The following is a 25,447-nucleotide window of genomic DNA, read 5'->3' on the forward strand; positions in this document are numbered from 1 at the left end:
GAAAAACCAAGGTGACCAAGACGATAAAACGCTAGATGGGAAAAATCAAGGTGAACAAGATGGTAAAAAACCAGAACAACCAAAGCAAGAGAACATTCAAGATCCAAGTGCACAATTAAACGAAGCCATTTCTAAAACATCAGATAAGATGTTACAAGATGGAATTGAAAGTGATTGGGTAGCTGTAGCGCTTTCTCGTTCTGGAAAGAATGTGCCAATTGAGGCAAAATTAAATTATGTTAAGTCAGTAACTGAAAAAGTAGAAAAGCGCATTAATCGTTTTTCAGCGACAGATTTAGCTAGAACAATTATTATGATGAATGCAATGAGTGCAGACCCTAAAAATGTAGGTGGACATAATTTAGTTCAAAAATTGTATGAGTCAGATAAAGTGAATTCTGTTACAGGTTATGCATTTGCTTTACTTGCATTTGATACGAAGAAGTATGAGATTCCAGTTGAATCAAAATGGAACAGAGTTGCTCTAGTGGAAGCACTGTTAAATAATCAGCATACAGATGGTGGATGGACTTATAATAGTTCAGGTAGTAAAGATAGTGCTAGTAGCGTTGATGTAACAGGTATGGTTTTATCAGCATTAGCTCCTTATCAAGAGCGATCAGATGTGAAACCAGCTATACAAAAAGCTGTTGCGTATTTATATAACGAACAGCTGCAAAATGGCGGTTTTTCAGCTGATGGACAAGAAAATTCAAATAGTACTGCGCAAGCAATTATTGGATTATCGCTTGTTAAAGATGTAGATCAAAACCGTCTTCATAAGGCAATGCAAAACCTATTATCATATCAACTTTCAAATGGTGAATTTAAATGGTTACCAAGTGATCAAAATGGTAACGGAATGGCTACAGAACAGGCTCTTTTAGCATTACTTCAATTTAAGGAAATGGGAAAATCTATTTATGATTGGTCTAATGTAGACGTTGGTGATGTAATTAAGCCAAAACCGATTGAAGAGCCAGAAAAGGTCGTTGAACCAGAAAATAATGTAGTAGAAAAAGAAGTTACTGAAGAACCGAAAGAACAAAAACAAGTACAACAAGAAACAAAAGATGAAAATCTAAAAGTAGTTGTAGATAACGAACCGGTTAAGAATAAAAAAATCGGAAACGGTAACAGTCTACCAAAAACAGGAGCATCTTCTCATAGTGCAGCAACAGAAGTAGGTATGGGTGTATTATGTATTGCTTCTGCATATGTATTATGGAGACGTAAAGCAGCTTAACAAAAAATTAGGAGCAATTATTTGCTCCTAATTTTCGTATGAAAGGTGAGAGATATGATAAGTAAGGTGAAATGGTTCATTTCTTTACTGCTTTCGCTCGGGCTACTTGCCGGATGTGAAGAGGCAGCTGTAAAGCCTGAGAAGAAGGTAGAACCGAAGCAAGAAGAGGTAGCGAAACAAGAAGAACAACAAGATGAAGCGAATCCGGAAGAAAAAACAGAAGAAAAGCAAGCTGAATCAGAGCAAAAGCAGCAAGAAGAGCAGAAAGAGAAACAAGAACAAAAAGTAGAAGAGAAGCCGAAAGAGGAAAAGCCGCAGGTACAACCAGAGGTAAAGAAAGAAGAGAAACAACAGGAACAACCGAAAGAGCAACCTGCTGTAAATAAGCAACCAGAGCAGCAACAAGCACAAGAAGAGAAACAACAACCGAAAGCATCAGGAGTAAAAGAAGAAGCAAAGGTTGTGAATCAGCCGAAAGAAACACCGAAGCAGGAGCAAAAAGAAGATCTGAATAAAGCGGAGAAAACGATACCGACTCCGGCAGTACCAAAACCTGAACCACCAAAACCAGATTCAGTACCAGTACCGAAACCGCAAGTAAAACAAGTAACAATCTCGGTAAAAGGAAATAACGGATATATAATGGGTGCGAAAAAGATGGATGTACAAGAAGGTGATACAGTGTATAAAGTATTGCAACGTACAGGATTAGATGTTGATGCAAGCGGATCTAGAGATAGTATTTATGTAAAAGGTATTAATGATTTATATGAAAAAGATATTGCGGATACTAGTGGATGGAAATATCGTGTGAACGGTGCTTTTCCAAACCATAGTGCTGGTGTAGCTACGGTAAAACCAGGAGATACAATTGAGTGGGTATACGTATTACAATAAGAAAGGCATTCGGTAAAGGGCTATGAAAATAAGTTTTTCTTCTTTACATCCTTTTGTGAATTTTTTCTATTATATCGGGGTGATGATACTATGTATGATGTGTCTTCATCCTCTTTTTTTAATTGGAGCAATAGTATTAATTATTATGTTAAATGTGATGCAAGGAAATAGCGAAAAGATAAGAAAGATGCTACCGAGCACAATTGTTTTCTTCTTTGTGGTAATTTTATTTAATTCGTTATTAACGCATAGAGGTCGAACTACGTTATTTTGGTTAGGTGATAGCCGTATTAAGCTTGAGGCGATTATGTTTGGAATAGTAATGGGGTTATTACTAGTTGCAGTTATGTTTACGTTTGCGTCATACAATGATATTATTTCCAGTCATAAATTTTTATATTTGTTTTCAAGAATTTCACCGAAAGTTGCATTGTTAACGATGATTACAGTGAGATTTGTTCCTTTGTTTATAAGGCGATTAAAGAAAATCACACTCATTCAAAAGACGAAAGGTGTGCAGGTAGATTCAGGTTCGATAATTGAACGCGTCAAAAATGGTATGCAATTGCTGCAAGTATTATTAATTTGTTCATTGGAAGATGCACTGCAAACGGCAGATTCTATGCAAGCTCGTGGATTTGGTGTAACGAAACGTACGACATATATTCGCTATAGAATGGAAAAACGAGATTGGTATACGCTCAGTTATTTAAGTATTCTATTTATAATTGCTATCATATGTAGTACGTATGGCGGAGGAAAGTTAATCATTTATCCGAAAGTCGAATCTATTTTATTTCAGCAATACGATGGGATGATGTTTATCGTATTTACGATGTTTATTAGTTTACCAATTATAATGGAAGGAAGGGAATGGTTATGGTGGCGCATGCAGAAATAAACAATTTATCATTTGTATATGCTGATGAAAACGAAAAAGCGTTACAGCATATTTCTCTTTCTGTTCAAAAAGGAGAGTTTATTGCACTTGCCGGCGGATCAGGATCCGGGAAGACGACTTTATTAAAACATTTTAAAAAAGAATTACTTCCAATTGGTAAGCGTACTGGGGATACATATTATGATGGTACTTTATTAGAAAATGTACCTGATTTGTTATCTGCTCAAGAAATTGGTATGGTATTTCAAAATCCAGAAAATCAACTCGTAATGGATACAGTTATTCAAGAATTAGCATTTTCTTTAGAAAATATTGGGTTACCATCACATATTATTCAAAAACGAATAGCAGAGCTTATTAGCTTTTTAGGATTTCAAGATTTATTGCATCAATCTGTTCACACGTTATCTGGTGGGCAAAAGCAACTTGTTAATTTAGCTGCGGTATTAGTTATGCAGCCGAAATTGCTATTATTAGATGAACCGACAGCGCAGTTAGATCCAATTGCTGCAAAAGAGTTTTTAGGATTATTAAAACGGATTAATGAAGAACTTGGAATTACGATTATTTTAAGTGAACATCGTTTAGATGAAGTTATCCCGCTTGCAACACGCGTTGTTTGTATGGATAATGGCTGTATTATGTATGATGGTAGTCCTAAAACTGTTATTACGAATATGTGGGGAGTAGAAACATTCCGTCCATTTATTCCGCAAATTCCAAGGCTATTTTTAGAGTGGAATGTGAGAGATATTCCGTTTACGGTGCGAGAGGCGCAAATGAAAATGAATAATTTTTCAGCGATATCATATGTAAATGAGCCAATAGCACAAAGTGAAAAGCAAGAGGTAATTTTAAGCGCAGAGCATATTTCGTTCCAATATGAAAAAAATAGTCCGCTTATTTTACGTGATTTATCAGTTTCGATTGAAAAAGGAAAATGGGTAGCGCTCGTTGGGAAGAACGGTACAGGTAAGTCTACACTGTTAACGATTTTAGCGGGATTGCAAAAAGCGAGAAGAGGGAAAGTAAAGTGGAATGGGAAAGTGATACATAAAATTGATTCGAAAGAACGATTTAAAAGTATTGGGTATGTATCGCAGCATCCATATTATCATTTTACATTTGATACAGTGTGGGAAGAAGTGTATGAACGTGCACGTGAATTATACGGAGAACAAGGAAAAGAAATAGCAGAAGATACGCTAAAACAGTTTTGGTTGTATTCGCTTAAAGAACGCCATCCGCACGATTGTAGCGGAGGAGAGCAACAACTTCTTGCATTATGTACGACGTTATTATCAAAGCCGACTTTATTATTACTTGATGAACCGACAAAGGGGTTGGATCCATGGAAGAAAGAAAGAGTAGGAGAACTATTTAGGAAGCTACAAAAAGAAGGTACAACAATTGTAATGGCAACGCATGATATTGAGTTTGCAGCGAAATACGTGGATCAATGTATGATGTTATTTGATGGAACAGTCATTATGAATGATGCACCGAAAGAATTTTTTAGCGGCAACTTCTTTTATACAACATCTATTAATCGATTCATTCGAAAAGAATTGCCATATGCATTAACGTGGGAGGATGTGTACGAAGCGTGTCCAAACGATATGTTGCATTCATAATATGTATCTTTGCAGTAATAATCGGCACATTACTTCTTACGACACTTGTCATGGACGGTTATTACATGTTAAGTAGTTTGTTTATATTAGCAGTTATTATGTTACCTTTCTATATCCGTTTTGAAAGAAAGGCGTTTGTTTCACGTGAAATTGTTCTCGTTGCTGTATTAGCGGCAATTGCAGCAGTAAGCCGGGTGCCATTTTCTATTTTACCAAGTGTACAACCAACTTCTTTTGTCATTATCGTTTCTGCAATTGTATTTGGAAGTGAAACTGGTTTTATGATTGGTGCTACAGCAGCAATCGTATCCAATATTTTTTTAGGACAAGGTCCATGGACACCGTGGCAAATGTTTTCATGGGGCATGATTGGTTTTATAGCAGGTCTACTTCGTAATACATTTTTTATGAAAAAGCTATGGGGAAGACTTCTTTACGGAGTAATTGTTGGCTTTTTATTTGGCTGGATTATGAATTTCTGGGGCCTTCTCGGTTTTATACGAGAAGCAACGTGGGAAACTGTCATTTCGTATTATATCGCAAGTTTTTACTTTGATTTGAGCCATGCGATTTCGAATGTTATTTTCTTATTACTATTTAGTACTTCATGGATTACGATTCTTACAAGATTTAAAAAGAAATACGGTATATTAGATGAGCATAACGTGACATAGAAAAGCATACTCATATAAGGTAGGGTCGCGACTTACATATTCGTTTGCCTCTTTCATGCTTCTTACATATTGTAAGGAGCATTTTTTTGTCAAAAAATTGATTTAATATGCATCCGTTATTATATAAAATTATTTGTATAATGGTAGGTGAGAACTTTTTTCAAAAGTGAGGTGTATAGTTAATGAAGTTAGTTATTCCGAAGCAACATGGTGCATGGGCCATGCTTGTTATTCCTTTTTTATTAAGTGTCATACTTGGGAAACCTACTATTTATCATATTCCATTGTTTTTAGCGTGGTTTTTTATCTATTTAGCCACGTATCCATTTCTTACGTACATAAAGCAAAGACGAAAAAAAGAGTTTTTACAAGCTGCCATTGTTTATTTCAGCATTGCGTTCCTATTTGGGATGATTTCTTTATTATATGAGTGGCGAATTCTTTTATTCTTAATAGTAATGATTCCATTATTTATAGTGAATATGTATTACGCCCGTCAAAAAAATGAAAGAGCACTATTAAATGATATTTGTGCAATCATTGTGTTTTGTATCGGTGGGTTAATTAGTTATTACTTTTCAATGAAGCAAATCGATCATACAGCTTTATTCATTGCACTTATTTCATTTTTATACTTTTTAGGTAGTACGTTCTATGTGAAAACGATGATTCGTGAAAAAAATAACCCGAAGTATCGTCTTATATCTTGGGGATATCATATCTTATTAACGATAATTGTATTTGCGATTAATCCGTGGTGTTCTCTTATTTTTATACCAAGTGTCATTCGAGCAATTGTGTTGTATGGCAAAAAAATTTCTATTATAAAAGTAGGAATTTTAGAAATTGCTAATTCTGTATATTTTTTAATCATAACGGCAATAATTATGAAGTATGCCATTTGAAAAAACTTCCCATCAATAGATGGGAAGTTTTTAATCTTTTTCTAAAATGTGAACGGTGTACTCGCAACGTTGAATAGCTTGTTCAACAGCATAAAGTGATTGTTCAATACGAGCGCGATTAAAATCTTTTTCAACTGTTTCGAGCGCTTCTTCTAAACAATTTTTAGCTTCTTGTAATGATTGAAAAGAATCTTGTACATATCCGCGAGCATTTTGATGCATTTCATAATCCTCCTTGCATGTTCGTATATGGGTAGTATGAACAGTAAGGAAGAAAATATAATTTGTTATATTTATTATATTTGTTTGACAATTAAAGTGGAATTACGTATAGTAAGAATTAAGTGAATATTTTCTTATCCAGAGAGGTGGAGGGACTGGCCCGATGAAACCCAGCAACCGCGATGCAGGTGCTAATTCCAGCAGAACATATTTGTTCTGGGAGATAAGACGAAGATATATACGTAACTTCTTCTTATCGGAGAGGTTTTTTTATTGCAAAAAAACCGATTACGAAAATTTATATTAAGAAGAAAGGGGTTGCGCATTACTGTGACACTCGAAAAATACGTAAAACTGCGTAGTACAGTTTATGAATATATGATAGAGCAAGATAAGCCGATATCATTATTAGATATTCAAGAACATATCGTTTCGCATCATGAAGGAAAATTCACGAAAAAGATGTTGCATCAATTTTATTTATCAAGATTATTAGACGAACTAAAACTGGATGGGAAAATTACATTAGCTGATGAATATCTCTATGCTGAAAAAGGGGTATTGTATAAGGCGAGAAAAGGGAGCTAAGCTCTCTTTTTTTCTTAAAATAACGGAGTATGTAGAGTAAAAGACTGCTAAAGCAGCCTGATACAGGGAATGGTGTTGAGTGTGTAGTGTCAAAAATTGAATGTGCCTGAAAGAGGCAATTCATATCGGCTGCAAATGAAAAGAGACACCTTCGCCGAATAGGTGTCAGTCATTTTGTCATATAGACTTGCTATTTGACAGTTATTAGAATAACATGCAGGGGCTCTAGAAGTCAAAAGGGAATTAAAGGAAGAGGTGTTGTTATGTATGCTTATTTAATAAAAGAACTATATAGGCATATTCCGAAATATATTATTGATAGAGGATATGAATATTATGAAGATGGACATGTAGAAGATGTTGAAGTACATGATAATAAAGTATTTGCTTTTGTGAATGGTAATGCAGGAAATTATAAAGTCGTTATCGACCTCAAAGATTTTTCAGAAAGTAACTGTGAGTGTCCCTATGAAAATTATTGTAAACATATGGCGGCAGTTGTTTATGATATTCAAGGCACTGGTGAGAGTGCAGTTAAAGAGAAACTGAAAGATTTAGAAAAGGAAGAGTTACTTACTGTATTAAACCGTTTATTACAAAGTTCGAAAAACCTGCAAATTGTAGAGAAGTTGTTAAAGAAGGGGAAACTTTAACTTATAGAGGGAGTTGTTATGTAGTGAATGTACTAATTGTATACGCTCATCCTAATCCTTCAAGTTTTAACGCGACGATTTTAAATCATGTGCAAAAAGGACTACAGGAAACAAATCATTCAGTTACCGTACTTGATTTATACAAAGAACAATTTGATCCAGTCCTCGTGTTTCATGAAGAGAAGAAAAGACGTGATTTAGTAAATGAAGAAGAAACAGCTCGGTACAGAACGTTAGTAGAAGAAGCAGATACACTTTTATTCATCTATCCAATATGGTGGTGGGGGATGCCAGCAATTTTAAAAGGATTTATCGATCGTATTTTCGTAGCTGGATTTGCTTATAAATATGAAGGGGTTCTGCCGAAAGGATTATTGCAAGGGAAAAAAGCGTGGGTTATTAATACGTTAGACTCGCCTCTATGGTACGTCGCATTGTTATATCGATCAGCAGATTGGATTATGATGAAGAGAGGTGTTTTACGTTTTTGTGGCATTCGCGATATAAAACGGTCAGTGTTTCAATCTGTGAAAACGAGTAAAGTATCAAAGCGTGAAAAATGGTTATTACAAATAGAAGAAAAGGCTCGTACATTATGAATGAAGTCGACAGTATTATAAACTGTGTTCAGTATGATGGCGAACTTTTTCGGAAGTATGTTACGCGTTTACTTCAATTGAAAAAATGCAGCGATACATTTCAACAAATTCAAATTGAGTTAAGAAATGACTACTTGATAAGAGGAATTTGTGAAAGAGAAGTTGATGAGGTAGTACGGGGAAGTAAAGAATATGAAATGCATTTTCTTCCTAAAGTATTACAGTGGAATTTTTTGAGGGAAAATCCATATCTAATTGAAAAAGTGTGTGAAGATTTTTTTGCGTTTGAGGCATTACATCTTAAGGACGTAGAGTGGAATACAGTTATAAATTGCATGGGAAATAAATGATTTATTATGTAAAAAAACTAGTATAAAACTAGCTTTTCGTTTAAATAAATAAGAAGTATAGACTAAATGATAAAACCCGCCTATAGTAAGTTCACAACACAAAATCCCATAATGTCACGAGCACCTAAACCAGCTATCGCTAATGCTGGTAATGCCCAGAAAGGTTGAAAGGAACGGTATTTGAATATTGATCTAGTTGATTAATATGCAGCAAGTGCAAAAGGATTTTATTTTCTTTTGTGGAATGTTATTTATATTTACCTTATTAAAATTTAGAAAGGAGAATATTTATGAAACATTCCTTAATGGAGACAAATTCAGAACCAGAAAAGAAAGAATCGTTGCTTACACGATGTGCAAATATATTTTCGAGATGGTCTCAGAAATATGTCCCGGATGCCTTTGTTATTGCAGTGCTGCTCACTTTATTTACTTTCATTATAGCTTTGTTGATGAATCCCTCAAATCCGTACAAAATCGTAAAATCTTGGGGGGATGGGTTTTGGACTTATTTAACGTTTACAATGCAAATGGTATTGCTAATGGTTACAGGGATGACGTTAGCTTCTGTCCCGTTTATTAATAGAGCCTTGCAGTCTGTTGCAAAGTTAGCCGATACACCTCAAAAGGCCTATACGATGACATTTTTGATCAGTGCAATTGCATACTATATCAATTGGGGTCTAGCCGTAGTTGTGGGAGCTATCATTGCAAAGGAAGTAGCAAAAAAGAATGCGAATGCACATTTTCCATTACTTGTAGCAGCTGCTTATGCTCCGACAGCCTTATATAGCGCAGGTCTCTCCAGTTCTATTGGCCTGACAATTGCCACAAAGGATCATTTTCTTGTAGATATGATTGGAATTATTCCTACCTCACAAACAATCTTTAGTTACTCTACTTTAATTATTTTTTTCACTCTATTCATCACGATGCCAATTATTATTGTACTTATGGCTCCCAAAAGTGGGATTATCAGCTATAAAGCAATCGAAACTGATACAAATTCTTTTGTAAAACCTCCTCAAAAAAGTTTAACTCCTGCGGAAAAACTGGAATGGACACCAGTTTTAGGAATAATATTAGGCGCAATCGGCACGTTGTATTGTGTTTATGAATTCATGAACGGTCATAGTTTAGATTTAAATATCATTAATTTGTTTTTCTTGTCACTTGGTTTGCTCCTACATGGTTCTCTTGGTAACTTTGCACAAGGATTCAAAGAATCTGCGCAATCCATTTCTCCAATTATCTTACAGTTTCCATTTTATGCAGGGATTATTGCTGTTTTAGGTAGTTCAGGTTTGGGAAGCTCAATCATTGAATGGATGGCATCCATTGCGTCAAAGGATACATTTGATATATTTACATATTGGTCAGCCGGGTTGGTAAACTTATTGGCGCCATCTGGCGGGGGGCAATGGGCTTTACAAGGACCACTGCAGGTCCTGGCAGGATTGAAGTTAGGTGTAGATCCGGCTACTATCGCTATGGCGGTAGGTTGGGGGGACGCATGGACAAATTTGATTCAGCCGTTCTGGGCATTACCTCTTTTAGGTGTGCTGGGATTGAAAATTAAAGACATTATGGGTTATTGTTTCATTCTTTGCATTTGGGTTGGCATAGTTACAAGTTTATTGATGTTATTTGTATATTAGCTTTAATAGGAATGCCAATACTATCAAGTAATACTATTAAAATGAAAAAACCTATTCTTTCTATAAATATATAGGAAAGGATAGCGTTTTTTTATGTCTATTCTTGTATCTGATGAATTACAATTATTTGCTTAAGAATTTTAAAGATTGTTATCTTCAAATATCTTACGAGAGATTACTAGGGATGTTGGTTTTGTGCAACAAACAGATAGGTACCAAGCAAGTATTTAGTTACTTTATATGCTTGGATGAGTCAAAATACCACTAAAACTTCTTTCACATGTATGGAATGTACGGTTTTTTTATCCACAAGCTGTTCTTTATCAAGCTCAGCATGATGATCACCATTAACACTATGGTTGAAAGTATACAATATGGTATGGCAGAACCGAGAGTGTTGGAAGTACTACGAGAACTGTTGGACATTATTAATAAGCGACAATAAAAATTTTTTCCTGAACGCAAGAGGAGTTTTTTATTGGGAATAGTAAGGATGAGGGGAGGTGCATTACATATGGGAAAAGGTAGAAGTAATAATGCAGGTAAAAAGCAACCAAATTTCGATGATTCATCTAATTTCGCTAAACAAAGCCAACCGACAGAAAAGAAGAAGAAATAAAAAAAGGATCTCTCTATATCAAGAGAGATCCTTTTTTACTATATTGACGTTTTAGCACAACAGATCGAGTGTTCAATTGAATAGTCATAACTGTGCAAGGTTTAAACTCCTGCTTCCACTACTGTGGAAGCTTTTCTAAATGATGTGCAATATCAATATACATATTTGAATAAACCGAATGTATTTCATTACTTGGCGTTGCGTTAGAAGAGAAATGAACGATTACCATATTTGCTTTCGGATCGATGTAAAGTGTTTGTCCGTAACTACCTAACACTTCGAAAGCACCTTGTTCATTGTGGGGAATCCACCATTGATTATGATAAGAAATAGAAGCGCCAATACTAATTTCAAGTTCACCTTCTTGTACATTTTTTACACTTTCTGTAATAGAAGAAGGGAGAATTTGTTTTCCGTTATATTCCCCGTTGTTTAATAGTAATTGCCCGAATCTCGCCATATCTCTAGCAGTTGCATTTAAGCCAGCGCTTGCTTGTTCTATTTTTATTTCATCTGTAACGTAATACGCGTTTTCTTCCATACCAATTTGAGACCAAATTCGTTCGCTTACATTTTCAGCTAGTGATTTACCAGTAATAGTTCTAATAATCCAAGCAAGCGTTTCTGTTGATCCGTTATTGTAAGAAAAGGAAGAACCAGGCGGTGCAGTTTCTTCGGCTTCCCGTAACATATCATAAATTTTCATCGGACCGTCGTAATTTTTGCCGCGGGGTAAAATATTGCTAGCTAAATATAATTGTGCATCTTGATTTTCTAGCCCAGGTTGCTCATATCCATGAGTAGGATATTCAGCTGAAACTTGCATGTCCATTAATTGCTGAAGTGTGGCATTACCGAACGGTGTGTTTTTTAATTCTTTTATGTAAGTGTCAGCTGTTTTTTCTAAGTCAATACGTTTTTCTTCAGCGAGAGATTGTATAATTGCCCCGGTAAAGACTTTTGCTAATGATGCCATACCATGAGGTTCATTCTGTTTATACTCATTGAAATATCGTTCATAAACAAGTTGTCCATTATGTACAACGACAAAAGCATCTGTTTTGTTATCGTCTAAAAGTTTTTTTAGAGGAGTTGTATTTCCGAATCTACGCTCCACAGCAAAATCATCTAAGTTTTGCAATGCGGAAGGGAAGTGAGCAATTTGGTCAGGGTTGTTTTTTACGTTATTAACTAAAGTGAATTCTTTCATATGTGTATACGACCAACGTAAGTAAGGGTCATTTAACCAGTTTTCTTTTGTCACATTATGTTTTGATGGGGTCGTTTTATTATGTTTGAAGTAAGTAAACCCAAGCCCTGTAATTACAAATATGAATGTTAGTATAAGTAAGAGTAGGGGAGATTTTTTTAGTTTCATATATGGCCCTCCTTTTTATTTCTACTATAAGTATACGCTCGTCTTGAAAGAAATACAAAATAAGGAAAGTAAACGGGGAAGTTTACTTTCCTTATTAACGTTAAGCGGAAATTTTTCCGTCTGTAGGTTGTTTCTTGAATTTTTGTTTTCGTCCGTGTAATCCGTAATATAAAAGTAAAGTGAACGCAACGATAATAGCTGCGATAAAATACATATTATGATAACTGGATTTCGCTGCGACAATACCTAAAATGAAAGAACCAAAACCAATACCACTATCAAAGAATGAAAAATACGTAGCTGTCGCAGAACCACGTCTATGGTTTGGGGCGGCAGAAATTGCAATCGTTTGGAAACTCGGAATTAATGTTCCGTAACCTAAACCGATTAGCATACCTGCGCCAAGGAACCAAAATGAAGTTTGTGCTTGGCTTAATATGAACATTCCGATTGTGAAAATAATGATTGCAGGGTAAACGAGTACATTTTCACCGAAGCGATCAAAAATCTTTCCTGTAAATGGACGAGAAATGACAACAACAAGTGCGTATACAATAAAGAAGTAACTTGCAATTTCACTTAAACCGAGTTCTTTCGCATAAATAGGAATAAAGGATAAAATACCACTATAAGAAAAGGCTAAAACAAATCCTGTAAGTGCAATCGGAATAGAAGATGGTTCGATTAAGTCTTTCCATTTCATTTTTTCACGTTTTTGTTTGCTAACAGGTGCTTCGTGAGGAATATCGACAAGTAGCCCTAATAAAAATGCAAGTAATGAAAATACGGAACAAACGATAAATAACACAGTAAACGAAAAATGAGAAATAATTGTTAAACCTAAAAAAGGACCAATTACCATCGGCAGACTCATAAATACGCCGAAATATGCAAGTGCTTCGCCTCGTCGATGAGCTGGCGCAACATCAGTTACAATCGTACCAGTAGCTGTCGTTGCCATCCCGAACCCAATACCGTGTAAGAAGCGAAGGGCAAGTAATAAGAATAAACTTTGCGCACCGAAATACATAACAGTAGCGGCTAAAAATAATGAAAGTGAAATAAATAATATTTTCTTTCTTCCTAAATCATCGAGCCATTTTCCTGTGAATGGTCTACATAAAACAGAAGAAATAAGAAACACAGTTGCAACTAAACCAATTTCCTCAGGTTTTCCTTTTAGGCCGTCTATTACATAGACAGGCAGAGTAGTCATAAGCATGTAAAATGTTAAGAAGAGAAATAGACTACTAAAACAAGTTCCGAGGAAATCCTTCGTCCAAAGTTTCTCACTTTGCATCGTCATCCCTCCAATTTAATCTAAATTTTTAATAATTTGTTGTAACATTTGAAATGCTTGATGTAAATCATCTTCGTTAATACCTTCTAGCGTTTTTTCTTCGAAAGTGTCAACTTCTTCTTGCCATACTGGAATCATCTTTATCGCTGTTTCGGATAAAGAAATAAGCTTCTCGCGGCGATCTTTACCTTCTGTACGAATAATCCATCCCATCGTTTCCATACGTGTTAACGTACGAGTCATCGTTGGTGATTCAACATTTAAATACTGGCATAATTCTGTTTGCGTACAAGAACCAGTTTGATTAATGCGGAAAATAACAGCCCATTGCGCACTAAATAACCCTGTTGGAGATACACGTTCATTAAATTTCTTCGTAAACTTTCGAGAAGTCTGGCTGACGATGTGAAAAAAATGTTGTTTTTCGTCCATGTATTTTGATCCTTTCAAATTAGTTACCTAGCTAACTATATACTTTTTTATAATAATTGTCTAGTAATAGACATGTTGATTTATGTAAAAAATTCTTATAGGTTTTATGTTGCGAACGTATATTCTACGTGCTATTCTTTAATTAAGTAAAGAATTTTCTTTCTATTAAATAGAATGGGGGAACTTGTGATGATTAAGCCTGCAACAATGGAGTTTGTTTCACTATCGAACGGAGAAACGATTGCATATCAGGAAGTTGGAAGGCGAAATACAGATATTCTTGTACTCATTCACGGGAACATGACATCGTCACAACATTGGGATTTAGTCATTGAAAAGTTGCAAGATCAATACCATATTTACGCTCTTGATTTAAGAGGGTTTGGACAATCAACGTATAATCGATCGATAGATTCATTACAAGACTTTGCAGAGGATGTAAAATTATTTATCGACGAGTTAAAGCTAGAGAAATTCTCATTAATGGGCTGGTCAATGGGCGGTGGCGTTGCGATGCAATTTACAGCGAATCACCCAAATTTTGTAGAAAAGTTAATTTTAGTAGAATCAGTAGGAATGAAAGGATACCCAATCTTTAAAAAAGATACGAATGGGCAGCCGATTGTATCAAGTTTAGTAAAGACGAAAGAAGAAATTGCGCAAGATCCAGTACAAATCGCTCCAGTATTAGATGCGATAAAAAATATGAACAAACTATATTACCGTACAGTATGGAATCTATTAATATATACACATAGTCAACCTGAACCGGACCGTTATGAAAAGTATTTAGATGATATGTTAACGCAACGTAATTTCGTAGATGTGAATTATGCGCTCATTACATTTAATATTTCAGATGAACATAACGGGGTTGTAGAGGGAAGTAAGCAAATTCATCGTATTAAAGCGCCAACACTCGTCATACAAGGTGATAGAGATTATGTCGTACCGCAAGTAGTCGGTGAGGAATTAGCGAAACATTTGCCAAATGCAGAGTTGAATGTATTAGAAGATTGCGGACACTCACCGTTTATTGATTGTTTAGATGTATTTATAAAACATGTAGAGAATTGGTTAGAACAGAAATAATCCCCGAAATGAGAAGTGTTGCATATACTATAACATTTGTATGTATAAGGGGAGATTATCAATGCATAAACCATCCTTAATCGCTTATTCGCCATATAATCATCATATCTATACAAAAATAATGATAGATCCGATGTATATGCAAGTTTCACCAGCTGTAGTTCCTTTACAAATGCAGCAGCCACTAACAGCTCATATGCAACATTACTTATATGGACCATCATTTTATGAAAATCCATATTTTAAACACTTTCATTACAATGTGAAAGCGCAAGTTTGGGAAGGATAAGATAACAAGCTAAAAGGTTCATTCTTTTAGCTTGTTTTTTATTGCGAATATTCGTACACGCATTTGCAGAAACAGTTTATAATGAAAAGTGGAAGCGTGAGAAGGAGAGGGAAAGGGATGTCAATGCGTTTTACTTTTTGGATTATGGTTGGGATTGTAGCAATCTCGGGTTTGTCACAAGGAATGCTCTTACCTGCCATTGCAATGATTTTTGAACAAGAAGGGGTTAGTTCAAGTATTAATGGTATTCATGCGACGGCATTGTACATTGGGATATTAGTCATTTCGCCGTTTCTTGAAAAACCGATGCAAAGGTTTGGAATGAAGCCGATTATTGTTATAGGTGGGTTTCTCGTTATTATTTCATTATTCTTTTTTACACAAACATTTTCGTTTTGGGTATGGTTTATCCTTAGATTTCTAGTTGGAGTCGGAGATCATATGCTTCATGTCGGAACACAAACATGGATCACGACAACATCGGACCCAAGTAAAATAGGGAGACAAGTATCGATATACGGTGTATTCTTCGGAATTGGTTTTGCCGTTGGTCCGTATTTAGCAAGCACTGTGCAGTACGGTCTTGCGACACCATTTATTATATCTACTGTACTTTGTTTAATAGGTTGGCTTTTACTACTTCCAACAAAAAATGCATTCCCAGCGCAAGATGAAAGAGAAGCGAAGAGTGAATCATCATTTTCTCGTTATAAACAAGTTGTTGGATTAGGATGGATTGCATTGCTAGGTCCACTTGCATATGGCGTACTTGAAGCGATGTTAAACAGTAACTTACCAGTATACGCACTTCGTAAAGGGTGGTCTGTTTCAGATGTATCCTTCTTGTTACCAGCATTTGCAGTTGGGGGTATTATTACACAAATTCCGCTCGGTATATTAAGTGACAAATACGGAAGGGACCGTATATTAACGTGGACGTTTAGCATAAGTACGGGCATTTTTCTACTTGCCGCCGTATTTGATCAATATTACTGGATCGTCTTTGCCTGCATGCTTTTAGCGGGTATGGTTATTGGATCGTGCTTCTCTTTAGGGCTTGGATTTATGACTGATTTATTACCGAGACACTTACTACCAGCAGGTAATATATTATCCGGAATCGCTTTTAGTTTAGGAAGTATTATGGGACCTGTATTAGGCGGCGTATTTATAGAAAAAATACAGTATACAAGCTTTTTTATTGCGGTTATGATTATAATGGGAATTCTCGCAATGTTATATATGGTCTACATGAAAAATCAATTCGCATCAAGAAAAATAGAAAGTAGGTTAGGGCATGACAAAACAACCTAATAAAAAGAAATTTGAAGTACTTGAAAATGAAACAATTACAGACTGCTTAGCACGTATGGAACAAGAAGGCTACGCTCCGTCTCGTCGTATGGAAGAGCCAATCTTTCATGAAGTAAAGAAAGACGGCAAAACAGTAGTTGAGCCGTGCGGTAGGAAGATTGTTTTTGAAGGGAAATTGAAGTAATCCAATAACAAATTCTCTTTATAGTATAGAGCCATCCAATAGTTGGATGGCTTGTTTTTTTATTAATCAATGAAGGAATTGAATAGAATGAATCTCTCGTTCATCTCTCCTAATTGGCTTCTTTATATGAGACAAAAGATTGCTACTTTTTTCGTATATTGGTAAAATAAGTTCTTGGGTCTTACTTATTGTTATCGGTATAATGTTTGTCGCTAGAATGAAAGAAAATAGTTACAAAAATTTTGCACTATGTAAAGGGGTACAGCAACGATCCCCTTTTTGGGAGGCACCTTAAACATAAAGCGAGAGAAGAGGCTATATGAACGAGATTCTCCTATCTTGTTTAAATATTAAACGAGTTACTGCAATTGGAACAGGTATATCAAACTAGTCGACATCCTGATGGGTCATCTTTTTCTAGTAATCTATCATTTCTGATGGAATCGATAGATTGCTAGAAAGCGGAAAACAATTATTAGTATATTCCGAAGCAGGTGTAACAGAGTGTCCTTCCATAATTAAGGGTAAAACCAAAATACGTTGTTGTAAAGAATGATTTGTTAGAACTGGTTATAAGGAATAAAACAGAAAAGAGGATCACATGTTAGATACTTTACAGAGAAGTAAAAAGTTTTTTTTAGTATGTCTTATTTTTTTAGTGCTTTTAACCGCTTGTGGTAATACAGATGTTAAGACATCTAAAGCTTCATTACCACCAGCTGAATCCAATATAGATACATCATTAAAAGCACCAAATTGGGTAGAGAAAAGTCCTATCCAACAGTCTCCTAATTTTACGGAAGATAAAAAAGTACAATCGGTTGTGAATTTAATAGCAACGGGTGATAATTTATATCATGACGCAGTAATTAAAGATGGCAAACAAAAAGACGGTTCATATGATTATAATTATATTTATGAAAATATCAAAAAAGCTGTTAAATCAAGTGATCTTGCTATAGTGAACCAGGAGACTCCGATTGCCGGAAATAATTTAAAAGTACAGGGATATCCGACTTTCAATACACCTGAAGAAGTAGGCCAATCTTTAGTGGACACTGGATTCAATATAGTGACGCAAGCGACAAATCACGCTATGGATATGGGTATTAAAGGTGTTGCGAATACAAGAGAATACTGGAAGAAATATCCGGATGTTATCCCGGTAGGTATTAATGAGAGTCAAAACGAGCGTAATGAAATAAAAACGATTACAAAAAATGGTATTCGTTTTGCGTTACTAAATTATACATATGGTACGAATGGAATTAAAATTCCAGCTGATAAGTCTTGGGCTTTAAATTTAATTGATAAAAAAGCGATACAAAATGATGTGGAAAAGGCAAAGAGTAGCTCTGATATGGTGATTGTTATGGTGCATTGGGGAGTAGAATATACCTCAACACCTTCAAAGCAACAAAAAGAAGTTGCTCAATATTTAACAGATCTAGGTGTAGATGTAGTAATTGGAAATCATCCACATGTAATTCAACCAATTGAGTGGAAACAAAATAAAGATGGACATGAAACGCTAATCTATTATTCTCTTGGAAATCTTATTTCTGCGCAAGAAAAATTAGAAACATTGGTTGGAGGATTATCTTATGTACAATTCGTTAAGTATGAAGATAAAACTTTTGGTATACGACAAGCGGCAATCGTACCGACAGTAACCGACTACGCTGATGGTAAGAAACAATTTAAAATTCAATTTTTAAAAGATTATTCGAATGAAAATTCTAAAAAACATGGAATTAAAAAATTTGTCGGCCCGGTTTCTTTGAAGGATTTCAAGGAGATTCCTAGAGACGTGTTGGGAAATTGGTATAAAGACTAATAAACAAAAAGGGAATGAGATACAATTAAAAAATTTATAATTTTAGCATTGGTATTGGCAATGGGATGGAGTCTTGCTGCTTGTAGTGGAAAGCAAACATCTCAGGAAACTACTAATAATAACGATAAAAATAAAAATGAAATACATGCGAAGAAAAAAGATGTTTTACCTATCTCTGATGTTAATGATTGGAGAATTATCCTTGTAAATAGAGAGCATATGTTATCAAAGGAACTAGGAATTGAATTAACAAGTATCACCCAAAATGCGAAGCCAAATATGAAAATAGATAGTAGAATTGCAACTTCCTATCAGGATATGGTAGCAGCTGCAAAAAAAGAGGGAATCAATCTTTATTTAAGATCAGGTTATCGAGCTATAAAATTACAACAAACTTATTATGATGCGTCAGTTAAAAGCTATAAATCTCAAGGTTTGTCGGATAAAGAGGCTAGTGCTAAGGCGTTGGAATATCTTCAGTATCCTGGTGCAAGTGAACATCATACTGGATTAGCGTTAGACATTATTTCAGTTGAATGGCAGAATACTGTAGAAGATTTAAATGCAAAATTTGAAACTACCGATGCATTCAAATGGTTAGATAAGAATGCTGCAGAGTATGGGTTTACTCTCCGCTATCCAAAAGATAAAGAGAATAGTACTGGCATTAAGTATGAGCCATGGCACTATCGTTATGTAGGAAAAGAAGTTGCCGTTTATCTAAAAGAAAAAGGGTTAACTTTAGAAGAATATAACGAAAAAATTAAGTCTGGTAAGTAAAAATATGCTTTAATTTTATTAAACATTATGCACTGCTACAAGAAAAGGTGAATCTGAGGATGTGTTAACCTTCCGCCTAGTATTGTAAAAACTGAGTATGATAATTTGAGCACGTACGAACCAGTTATCGTGTAAAAAGATGTATGTATTAAGAAATTAAAGTTAAGGATCTGATATTCATATCAGATCCTTTTTCTATCGTTCTTTTAAGAGCGACTGAGCCAAAATATTGGAATGAATATAGAAATAAAACAGCCAAAGGAATAGTAAAACGAATCAGGGAGTCTACTCGTACGCTTCATTGGGATTATCCAGAAATAGTTGTTGATGAAAATAAGAAAGAATTGGTCTTACTCTCAAGCAAGGATTTAATATGAATGAATTGGATAAAAGGTAGTAATAAAAAACACTGCGCCTGGCAGTGTTTTTTATTATTTCTGCACATAAATACATAGTCATATTGATTAAAGTTTCACTTTATTGAAGAAAAATGCGAAAGCCATTCATAAAATATGGAAATGTTAAAATCCCTTTGATAAAATAGCAATATGTAAAAATAATTATTTGTTAATTCTTAATGTAATGAATATTAATGTTTAAATATATGAATTTAACTACATAGTTATTGTGCTAAAGGGGGAGAAAGATGTTAGATGAATTGTACAATGCTTTTTTAAATGCGTCTGGTTTTACAGAAAGTGCGAGGAAACGAGATCGGTATGATGATTTACACGATTATTTAAAAGATAAAGAAAGAGAGTTAAAGCAATTCATTCAAGAGGCTGAATCAGCAAAGAGAGATTATGAGAGTAAAAGTAATGGTTTAGAAGCTAATAAAATTCCAGCAGTTGAATTTGAACAAAAACGTCATGAAAAGGATGAAGAATTACATACATTAGTATCCTATTTTAAAAGTGCATTAAGCGATATTGGATCTGCAAAAAGTACAGCTTATGCAAAGTATTTGGAATATAAAGCGAAAGCAGAATCGGAGAAAGCGTCAGCATACGCTGCCGCGACCAAGGCTTTTGAAGAAAAGAAAAAGGAAATTGAAAAACTTATCCATTAAGTATACAAAGAATGGAGGGAACGAACATGAGTGGTAAAGAGGTTGAAATTATAGGAAGTAACACTGCAAGTGCCATTTCTTACGCACAAAACATTGAAAATGGTATGAAGGATTCTTTAAACCAAGCGAAAGATTTAAAAGCATATGTCACAGGTGCGAAATGGAATGGAAAAACTAGAGATGCATTTTTAAGTTATCTTGATTTAATCATTCAATATAATTCAGAAATGGTAGAGGCATTTGAAGGGCATACGAAAGCTTTGAAAGAGTTAGATAAAAGCATTCAAACGTACGGAGATAGATCGGAAGTAAGAGCGATAAAACAACTGTGATGGAGAAACGAGGGATAAAAGAATGGGGAAAGAAATGATTTTTGCACCTGCTGAATTATATGTTCTCGCAGGTGCAGCTGGGGTTACCGATATATTTGGATTGCCAAACCGTGACGCAATTATTTTACTTGATGAAGAATGTGTCACGAAAGCAACTACGAGTTTAAAAGAAAAGGGCTTACTTACAAGTGAAAATGGAATTACCCCTGCAGCTTTTCAAATAATTGAACTATTAAAGGAATATGAAAATTGTCATGAATACACGAGAATGAATAATGTATTAATTGGCTTTTTAAAAGAGGATAAAGACCGAGTGGCTGTATTAACAGAAATAGAACCAAATAAAAAATACGAGATCGACTACATACCAAAACCGGACGTATATTTCTCATTATTAACACGCATACCCTTCTTATTGAGAGAACCGAGAGAAATAGAAGATACATTTTTCTCAAAGAGAATGACAGAGGCAGAACAACAAACATTTGAGGAAAAAGATTTATCAAATAAAGACGTTATAGCGATAGAAACGTATACGAGGCCTCGAAGTAATAGAGGAGGAAAATGGGAATGTTTCTTATATTTCACTGAAGGAGAAGATTTCGTTCAAATAGATGTAGATCGTAATCGATATGACTGGGTGAGCCTCTATGCGGTTAATAAGAAATTGTATGACGTGTTAAAAATGCCATATAAAAAGTTAATTGACCCGAGACAATTCTCGTTAGGAGGTATTCAATAATGCAAGTATCAATGGGAGATAGTGGTTCTGGTGGTGGAGAAGAAGTATTAGTTAATTTTCAAGAACTACTTGATATAGTAATGAAGTTAGAAAATATATATAAAATCCATGTAGACGTCATTGGAACGAATATTGAGAGTTTATTAAGCTGTGATTTTTATCAAAAAGGTGAAGCGATGAGAGTAATTGAAAAATATCCTGATATATTACACAAAACACTAGAATTGGCTGAACACTATTCTAGGTCAGCGACAGTTGTAGGAAATGTATGTGTAGAAATGCTTGAAAAGGACGAACAATTACGTGAAATATTAAGTAAGTTGTAGAAATCACCATACGGCTGGGGGATGAAAACGAAATGGATGTGAAATATAGACCTGAACCATGGCAAAACATGGGGGATGGTATGAATCGAATTACAAAAGATGCACTCATAAAATTACGGGACGCAAATGAACTATTAAAAAAAATTGATGGAAGAATACGAGATTTAGACTCGGATGGTAGTATACATTTTAATCCTAAAGATCAATCGCAAAAAATCGGGGAATTACTCGAGAGCTATTCGACATTACAAAAATATTGCGGAGAAGCAGGGCGATTGGTCTCTGAACATATAGATAAACCTTTTTTAGTAGAAATGGATAAATTCGCTCAAAAAATGAGAGATACATCTATTCTCAGTTTCAAAACAGATAACCGAATTGGCTCTACAACAACGACAGTATTACCAGGTGCGCATGCAGGCTACGGAAGTGTACCACAAACAATACAGAAGAAGAAAGATAAAATAGCAGTAGAAGATATTTTTAAAGATTCACCTGCATTTGATAAAGTACTGAGAGGGGAATACAAAGAACTAAAAAAACAAAATCCAGATGCAAAATTAAATTATGAAGAATACAAGAAAGTAGTCCCATCCACACGAGGATTTGAATACAAATCGATAGAAGATGAACAGAAAAAACTAGAAATGGTGCGAGACATAGGAATAGGCGTAGGAATCATCATCACAACAATCCTTTGTCCACCACTCGGGGCCGCTGCCGCAGTAGTATACGGAGGTGTACAAATAAAAAGCGGTATCGACGGAGAAGACTGGGGAACACATAGGAAATTGAGCCAAGAAGAGCGGGTAGGAAACATCATTTTTGGCGGATTAGATGCAATCCCAGTTGTTGGAGCAGTAGGAAAAGGAGTAAAAGCATTCAAAGGCACGAGTGAATTAGCTGATTTAGCCAAATTATTAAAATTCAAAGAAGGAATGCCTGGTTTTAATCCAAATTTGGGTGGAAATGTGGTACAATCGCTTAAGGAAAATAAGACTTTAAAGAATGCACTAGATGCTATGAAAAATACTCCTATTCCAGTAGCAGTTAGGACGGTGGATACTGGAATAGGAATGAAGTTTCCTTATATAGAATCTTCAACTGTTGGAGAAGTAGCCGGAAAGTTTTCAAAGGCAAGTACGGCAGCTAAGGATGATGCTTATCAACTTGCTAAGGGTAGTGGTGGTTCAGGAGTTAGTAAGGAAGGTAGTGTGGCTAAGGGTACGGGTAAAGAATATAAAAACTATAAGGATGTAGAATATACTGGAACAACTAAAGTTAATGGAGAAGTAAGGGATATTAGCAGACGGGTTTTTCAAAGGTTAGATATTGATTATATGAGAATTGACCCTAAAACTGGTATGACAAATCTCCAATTGATGAAAAAAGGAAGAGCACCAATTTGGCAAGATGGGACTGCTATAGAACTTCATCATTTAATTCAAAGAGAGCCCGGATCAATGGTGGAGCTCCCGGGTAGTATGCATAAGGAATATTATAAAATATTGCATGGCTTAGTGGAGAATGGTGGAAGCTTTAGAAACGACCCTGTGTTAAAAAAGCAATATGAAAATTTTAGGTCGAAATATTGGAGATGGAGAGCTAAACAAATAGATAAAGCTGAATTATAAAAGGAGGAATTTTGAATGAATAAAGAGGAATTAACCAATTTTATTAAGATAAATATGGAATCAGATGACTTTACTGGTGGAGTAGATAAAAAACAAGTTGATTATGTTCAAGATACCCTACAGTTAAAATTGCCAGAAAGTTATAAGTGGTTTTTAACTAATTATGGCTCTGGTGGGTTATTTGGTGTTGATATTTTAGGGGTGGCTAAGTCTAATATAGCTTCTGTTGTTATTGAAACAGAGAGTTATAGGGATTTAGGAATGAGTGAGAATTTAGTAGTTATTGAAGATATTGGGGAATATGCTTATTGTCTAGACACTAGTAATATGGAAAACAATGAGTGCCCAGTAATAGCATGGGATAGACAAGGTGGACTTGATGACTACAATACAGCAAAGAATTTTTATGAGTTTTTATCACAAAGGTTATTGGATGCAAAAGAAGCATGGGAAGAAGAGTTTTAATATAGATAAATGACCTTGTTTAGCTTAAAGCTGAATAAGGTCATTTTTATTATAAGAAGATTAATTGTTTATGATGAATAGAAGTTATAAGTATTATTTGTATATTTTTTGTTTTATATATGATTATATTTAAAGTTTAATACGTAGGTAGACAAGAAAAGAGAATGAAAACGAATTTGTTTTTGATGTGGATAGAAAAAATATATGGTGTTTGAAAGTAAGTACTCCATGATGGTTGTACCATCATGGAGTACTGTGTGCAATGATAGAATAGAAAACGAAGTATGAGCTTAGGCGAGATGACATTTTACTGGATGATGAATATTAAGGTATGGAATGGACATAAAACTAACGAATTCGTACAAACTCGTAAGTTTTAATGTAGTAGTTGTCATAACATGTAAATGGTGCCATGCTATTACTATAAAATTTACAAATTTATGCTACTTAAAAACATATGAACTTAAAGCACTTGATTGTCAACTAAAGGAACGAGTGCTTTTTTAATAGATAGACATGCTATAAATTTTTAGAAATTATTTTTTATGAATTCAGGCTAATGAAAATTACTATTATTATATAATTGAAAATATATTAGCCAAAGGTGTGGACTGACCACGAATAATAAAGTTGTTTAAAAAATCGTACAGAATTGAAATTTAATACCATCTTTTGAGTTTCTCGTATAATAAAAGGAATAATGTTTCGATATCTGTGGTTAGTTAATAAAAGGGAATGAGGTTTTGGGAGTGAAAATACCGCCACATATTACAGGTTTGAAAGCAATACATTTAAATTCCCATAATGAAAATGAAACAAAGAGAATATTTTATGATGTATTGAGGACATGTAAATTCAAAATAGTAGAATGGATACAACCACACTATCCCGAAATTTTTTTGAAGTGATAGTGATAATAGACGATAAGGAATTTATTATTTTATTGCATGAGTTTTATCCTTTCTTAGCTTTTGCGGATAAAAATGTAGAAGGAAAAATTATTTTTAGTTTTATTGATATGCCCATATTAGAAAGTGAATTTGAAGCGTACTATCAAGTTTTGTCGAAAGCTTATTTAGAAAAGCCTTTTATACCTAGGGAACACAACTTAACAGAAGAAGAATTAAAAGATGCTAAATATTGGCGACCAGAAAATATCGGTGAAGTAATTTTTAATGTTTGGGATTGAATATTAAAGGGGTGATTATTAATTATTAGCTATCCAGAAATTAAACACTTTTATTATTCACTTAAATGAAAAAGTGCAACAAATAAAACTTATTTTTAAACAACTTTAATAACCTCGTACCAAATTAACAGGCAGAAG

28 protein-coding genes, 1 pseudogene and 1 riboswitch are annotated in these 25,447 nt (G+C 34.7%); of the genes and pseudogenes, 24 read left to right on the forward strand and 5 right to left on the reverse strand.

The features are described 5' to 3' along the window. From MR167_RS10580 to MR167_RS10605, 6 genes are all read left to right on the forward strand, one after another. Positions 1-1,246, forward strand: a 1,246-nt coding sequence (locus tag MR167_RS10580) for a prenyltransferase/squalene oxidase repeat-containing protein (protein ID WP_242314546.1), incomplete at its 5' end; no start/stop codon positions are given. A gap of 57 nt (positions 1,247-1,303) precedes the next feature. After that, entirely contained in the window at positions 1,304-2,143 is an 840-nt protein-coding gene (locus MR167_RS10585) for a DUF4430 domain-containing protein (protein WP_242314610.1), read from the forward strand. 22 nt (positions 2,144-2,165) lie between these two features. Beyond that, on the forward strand, positions 2,166-3,044 hold the full coding sequence (locus tag MR167_RS10590; protein WP_002181330.1) for an energy-coupling factor transporter transmembrane component T: 879 nt from the start codon (positions 2,166-2,168) through the stop codon (positions 3,042-3,044). Then, on the forward strand, positions 3,017-4,678 hold the full coding sequence (locus MR167_RS10595) for an ABC transporter ATP-binding protein (protein WP_242314548.1): 1,662 nt from the start codon (positions 3,017-3,019) through the stop codon (positions 4,676-4,678). The genes MR167_RS10590 and MR167_RS10595 overlap by 28 nt, the downstream gene beginning before the upstream one ends. Beyond that, entirely contained in the window at positions 4,651-5,352 is a 702-nt protein-coding gene (locus MR167_RS10600; RefSeq protein WP_000044907.1) for an ECF transporter S component, read from the forward strand. Before MR167_RS10595 ends, MR167_RS10600 begins: the two co-directional genes overlap by 28 nt. Before the next feature lie 182 nt (positions 5,353-5,534). Continuing rightward, a complete protein-coding gene (locus MR167_RS10605) occupies positions 5,535-6,257 on the forward strand; it encodes a YwiC-like family protein (protein ID WP_000779977.1) in 723 nt (240 codons plus the stop codon). A 30-nt stretch (positions 6,258-6,287) separates the two neighbouring features. On the opposite strand, the gene MR167_RS10610 is transcribed toward MR167_RS10605, so the two are convergent. Beyond that, entirely contained in the window at positions 6,288-6,479 is a 192-nt protein-coding gene (locus tag MR167_RS10610) for a hypothetical protein (RefSeq protein WP_000554032.1), read from the reverse strand. Between the two features lie 131 nt (positions 6,480-6,610). After that, positions 6,611-6,709, forward strand: a riboswitch (SAM riboswitch). A gap of 100 nt (positions 6,710-6,809) precedes the next feature. Between MR167_RS10610 and MR167_RS10615 the strand changes: the two genes are divergently transcribed. The 4 genes from MR167_RS10615 (at position 6,810) to MR167_RS10630 (ending at position 8,669) form a co-directional block, all read left to right on the forward strand. Beyond that, entirely contained in the window at positions 6,810-7,067 is a 258-nt protein-coding gene (locus MR167_RS10615) for a hypothetical protein (RefSeq protein ID WP_000171476.1), read from the forward strand. 263 nt (positions 7,068-7,330) lie between these two features. Next, a complete protein-coding gene (locus tag MR167_RS10620; protein ID WP_242314549.1) occupies positions 7,331-7,720 on the forward strand; it encodes an SWIM zinc finger family protein in 390 nt (129 codons plus the stop codon). A 23-nt stretch (positions 7,721-7,743) separates the two neighbouring features. Next, the gene (locus MR167_RS10625) at positions 7,744-8,319 is read left to right on the forward strand and encodes an NAD(P)H-dependent oxidoreductase (protein WP_242314552.1); all 576 of its coding nucleotides are present in this window, start codon (positions 7,744-7,746) and stop codon (positions 8,317-8,319) included. Beyond that, complete coding sequence (locus MR167_RS10630; RefSeq protein WP_242314554.1) at positions 8,316-8,669, forward strand: group-specific protein; 354 nt, start codon at positions 8,316-8,318, stop codon at positions 8,667-8,669. The genes MR167_RS10625 and MR167_RS10630 overlap by 4 nt, the downstream gene beginning before the upstream one ends. An 80-nt stretch (positions 8,670-8,749) precedes the next feature. On the opposite strand, the pseudogene MR167_RS10635 reads toward MR167_RS10630, so the two are convergent. Beyond that, positions 8,750-8,836, reverse strand: a pseudogene (locus MR167_RS10635) (TIGR00366 family protein); the annotation flags it as partial. A 123-nt stretch (positions 8,837-8,959) separates the two neighbouring features. Here MR167_RS10635 and MR167_RS10640 point away from each other — a divergent pair. After that, positions 8,960-10,327, forward strand: coding sequence for a short-chain fatty acid transporter (locus MR167_RS10640; RefSeq protein WP_242314556.1), 1,368 nt, complete (start codon positions 8,960-8,962; stop codon positions 10,325-10,327). A 737-nt stretch (positions 10,328-11,064) separates the two neighbouring features. Here the strand turns inward: MR167_RS10640 and MR167_RS10645 are convergent. From MR167_RS10645 to MR167_RS10655, 3 genes are all read right to left on the reverse strand, one after another. Then, positions 11,065-12,324, reverse strand: coding sequence for a serine hydrolase domain-containing protein (locus MR167_RS10645; protein ID WP_242314557.1), 1,260 nt, complete (start codon positions 12,322-12,324; stop codon positions 11,065-11,067). A 100-nt stretch (positions 12,325-12,424) separates the two neighbouring features. Continuing rightward, complete coding sequence (locus MR167_RS10650; RefSeq protein ID WP_001190320.1) at positions 12,425-13,624, reverse strand: MFS transporter; 1,200 nt, start codon at positions 13,622-13,624, stop codon at positions 12,425-12,427. A 15-nt stretch (positions 13,625-13,639) separates the two neighbouring features. Continuing rightward, a complete protein-coding gene (locus tag MR167_RS10655) occupies positions 13,640-14,056 on the reverse strand; it encodes a MarR family winged helix-turn-helix transcriptional regulator (protein WP_000343679.1) in 417 nt (138 codons plus the stop codon). Positions 14,057-14,245: 189 nt separating this feature from the next. Between MR167_RS10655 and phaZ the strand changes: the two genes are divergently transcribed. The 13 genes from phaZ (at position 14,246) to MR167_RS10720 (ending at position 25,309) form a co-directional block, all read left to right on the forward strand. After that, entirely contained in the window at positions 14,246-15,148 is a 903-nt protein-coding gene (phaZ, locus tag MR167_RS10660; protein WP_242314559.1) for an intracellular short-chain-length polyhydroxyalkanoate depolymerase, read from the forward strand. Positions 15,149-15,209: 61 nt separating this feature from the next. After that, the gene (locus MR167_RS10665) at positions 15,210-15,437 is read left to right on the forward strand and encodes a hypothetical protein (RefSeq protein ID WP_000549500.1); all 228 of its coding nucleotides are present in this window, start codon (positions 15,210-15,212) and stop codon (positions 15,435-15,437) included. 117 nt (positions 15,438-15,554) lie between these two features. Then, on the forward strand, positions 15,555-16,751 hold the full coding sequence (locus MR167_RS10670) for an MFS transporter (RefSeq protein WP_000062803.1): 1,197 nt from the start codon (positions 15,555-15,557) through the stop codon (positions 16,749-16,751). Continuing rightward, on the forward strand, positions 16,735-16,935 hold the full coding sequence (locus MR167_RS10675) for an NETI motif-containing protein (RefSeq protein ID WP_000166303.1): 201 nt from the start codon (positions 16,735-16,737) through the stop codon (positions 16,933-16,935). Before MR167_RS10670 ends, MR167_RS10675 begins: the two co-directional genes overlap by 17 nt. Before the next feature lie 601 nt (positions 16,936-17,536). Then, positions 17,537-18,772, forward strand: a complete 1,236-nt coding sequence (locus tag MR167_RS10680) for a CapA family protein (protein ID WP_098829117.1) — start codon at positions 17,537-17,539, stop codon at positions 18,770-18,772. A 48-nt stretch (positions 18,773-18,820) separates the two neighbouring features. Then, positions 18,821-19,552 (forward strand): M15 family metallopeptidase, encoded by a 732-nt coding sequence (locus MR167_RS10685; protein WP_276575829.1) that lies wholly within the window; start codon positions 18,821-18,823, stop codon positions 19,550-19,552. Positions 19,553-20,198: 646 nt separating this feature from the next. Then, the gene (locus MR167_RS10690; RefSeq protein WP_098578124.1) at positions 20,199-20,621 is read left to right on the forward strand and encodes a hypothetical protein; all 423 of its coding nucleotides are present in this window, start codon (positions 20,199-20,201) and stop codon (positions 20,619-20,621) included. 26 nt (positions 20,622-20,647) lie between these two features. Further along, entirely contained in the window at positions 20,648-20,953 is a 306-nt protein-coding gene (locus MR167_RS10695; protein WP_000014538.1) for a WXG100 family type VII secretion target, read from the forward strand. Positions 20,954-20,975: 22 nt separating this feature from the next. After that, positions 20,976-21,695, forward strand: a complete 720-nt coding sequence (locus MR167_RS10700) for a DUF5081 family protein (protein ID WP_242314561.1) — start codon at positions 20,976-20,978, stop codon at positions 21,693-21,695. Further along, positions 21,695-22,021: a hypothetical protein gene (locus MR167_RS10705; RefSeq protein ID WP_001198201.1), complete on the forward strand. Its 327-nt coding sequence runs from the start codon at positions 21,695-21,697 to the stop codon at positions 22,019-22,021. The genes MR167_RS10700 and MR167_RS10705 overlap by 1 nt, the downstream gene beginning before the upstream one ends. Before the next feature lie 32 nt (positions 22,022-22,053). Next, on the forward strand, positions 22,054-23,655 hold the full coding sequence (locus MR167_RS10710) for an HNH/ENDO VII family nuclease (protein ID WP_242314563.1): 1,602 nt from the start codon (positions 22,054-22,056) through the stop codon (positions 23,653-23,655). A 15-nt stretch (positions 23,656-23,670) separates the two neighbouring features. Continuing rightward, positions 23,671-24,120 (forward strand): SMI1/KNR4 family protein, encoded by a 450-nt coding sequence (locus MR167_RS10715; RefSeq protein WP_001030887.1) that lies wholly within the window; start codon positions 23,671-23,673, stop codon positions 24,118-24,120. Between the two features lie 868 nt (positions 24,121-24,988). Beyond that, positions 24,989-25,309 (forward strand): hypothetical protein, encoded by a 321-nt coding sequence (locus tag MR167_RS10720; protein WP_242314565.1) that lies wholly within the window; start codon positions 24,989-24,991, stop codon positions 25,307-25,309. Positions 25,310-25,447 lie beyond the last annotated feature (138 nt).

This window comes from Bacillus cereus group sp. BfR-BA-01355 (assembly GCF_022663675.1).
Lineage (GTDB): Bacteria > Bacillota > Bacilli > Bacillales > Bacillaceae_G > Bacillus_A > Bacillus_A thuringiensis_S.

Coding starts and splice junctions, on each gene's coding strand:
- MR167_RS10590 (WP_002181330.1), top strand. CDS start 2,166: ATGAAAATAAGTTTTTCTTCTTTACATCCTTTTGTGAATTTTTTCTAT.
- MR167_RS10710 (WP_242314563.1), top strand. CDS start 22,054: ATGGATGTGAAATATAGACCTGAACCATGGCAAAACATGGGGGATGGT.
- MR167_RS10640 (WP_242314556.1), top strand. CDS start 8,960: ATGAAACATTCCTTAATGGAGACAAATTCAGAACCAGAAAAGAAAGAA.
- MR167_RS10655 (WP_000343679.1), bottom strand. CDS start 14,056: ATGGACGAAAAACAACATTTTTTTCACATCGTCAGCCAGACTTCTCGA.
- MR167_RS10595 (WP_242314548.1), top strand. CDS start 3,017: ATGGTTATGGTGGCGCATGCAGAAATAAACAATTTATCATTTGTATAT.
- MR167_RS10695 (WP_000014538.1), top strand. CDS start 20,648: ATGAGTGGTAAAGAGGTTGAAATTATAGGAAGTAACACTGCAAGTGCC.
- MR167_RS10665 (WP_000549500.1), top strand. CDS start 15,210: ATGCATAAACCATCCTTAATCGCTTATTCGCCATATAATCATCATATC.
- MR167_RS10610 (WP_000554032.1), bottom strand. CDS start 6,479: ATGCATCAAAATGCTCGCGGATATGTACAAGATTCTTTTCAATCATTA.
- MR167_RS10620 (WP_242314549.1), top strand. CDS start 7,331: ATGTATGCTTATTTAATAAAAGAACTATATAGGCATATTCCGAAATAT.
- MR167_RS10630 (WP_242314554.1), top strand. CDS start 8,316: ATGAATGAAGTCGACAGTATTATAAACTGTGTTCAGTATGATGGCGAA.
- MR167_RS10670 (WP_000062803.1), top strand. CDS start 15,555: ATGTCAATGCGTTTTACTTTTTGGATTATGGTTGGGATTGTAGCAATC.
- MR167_RS10690 (WP_098578124.1), top strand. CDS start 20,199: ATGTTAGATGAATTGTACAATGCTTTTTTAAATGCGTCTGGTTTTACA.
- MR167_RS10675 (WP_000166303.1), top strand. CDS start 16,735: ATGACAAAACAACCTAATAAAAAGAAATTTGAAGTACTTGAAAATGAA.
- MR167_RS10645 (WP_242314557.1), bottom strand. CDS start 12,324: ATGAAACTAAAAAAATCTCCCCTACTCTTACTTATACTAACATTCATA.
- MR167_RS10720 (WP_242314565.1), top strand. CDS start 24,989: ATGGATACAACCACACTATCCCGAAATTTTTTTGAAGTGATAGTGATA.
- MR167_RS10650 (WP_001190320.1), bottom strand. CDS start 13,624: ATGCAAAGTGAGAAACTTTGGACGAAGGATTTCCTCGGAACTTGTTTT.
- phaZ (WP_242314559.1), top strand. CDS start 14,246: ATGATTAAGCCTGCAACAATGGAGTTTGTTTCACTATCGAACGGAGAA.
- MR167_RS10605 (WP_000779977.1), top strand. CDS start 5,535: ATGAAGTTAGTTATTCCGAAGCAACATGGTGCATGGGCCATGCTTGTT.
- MR167_RS10705 (WP_001198201.1), top strand. CDS start 21,695: ATGCAAGTATCAATGGGAGATAGTGGTTCTGGTGGTGGAGAAGAAGTA.
- MR167_RS10680 (WP_098829117.1), top strand. CDS start 17,537: ATGTTAGATACTTTACAGAGAAGTAAAAAGTTTTTTTTAGTATGTCTT.
- MR167_RS10700 (WP_242314561.1), top strand. CDS start 20,976: ATGGGGAAAGAAATGATTTTTGCACCTGCTGAATTATATGTTCTCGCA.
- MR167_RS10715 (WP_001030887.1), top strand. CDS start 23,671: ATGAATAAAGAGGAATTAACCAATTTTATTAAGATAAATATGGAATCA.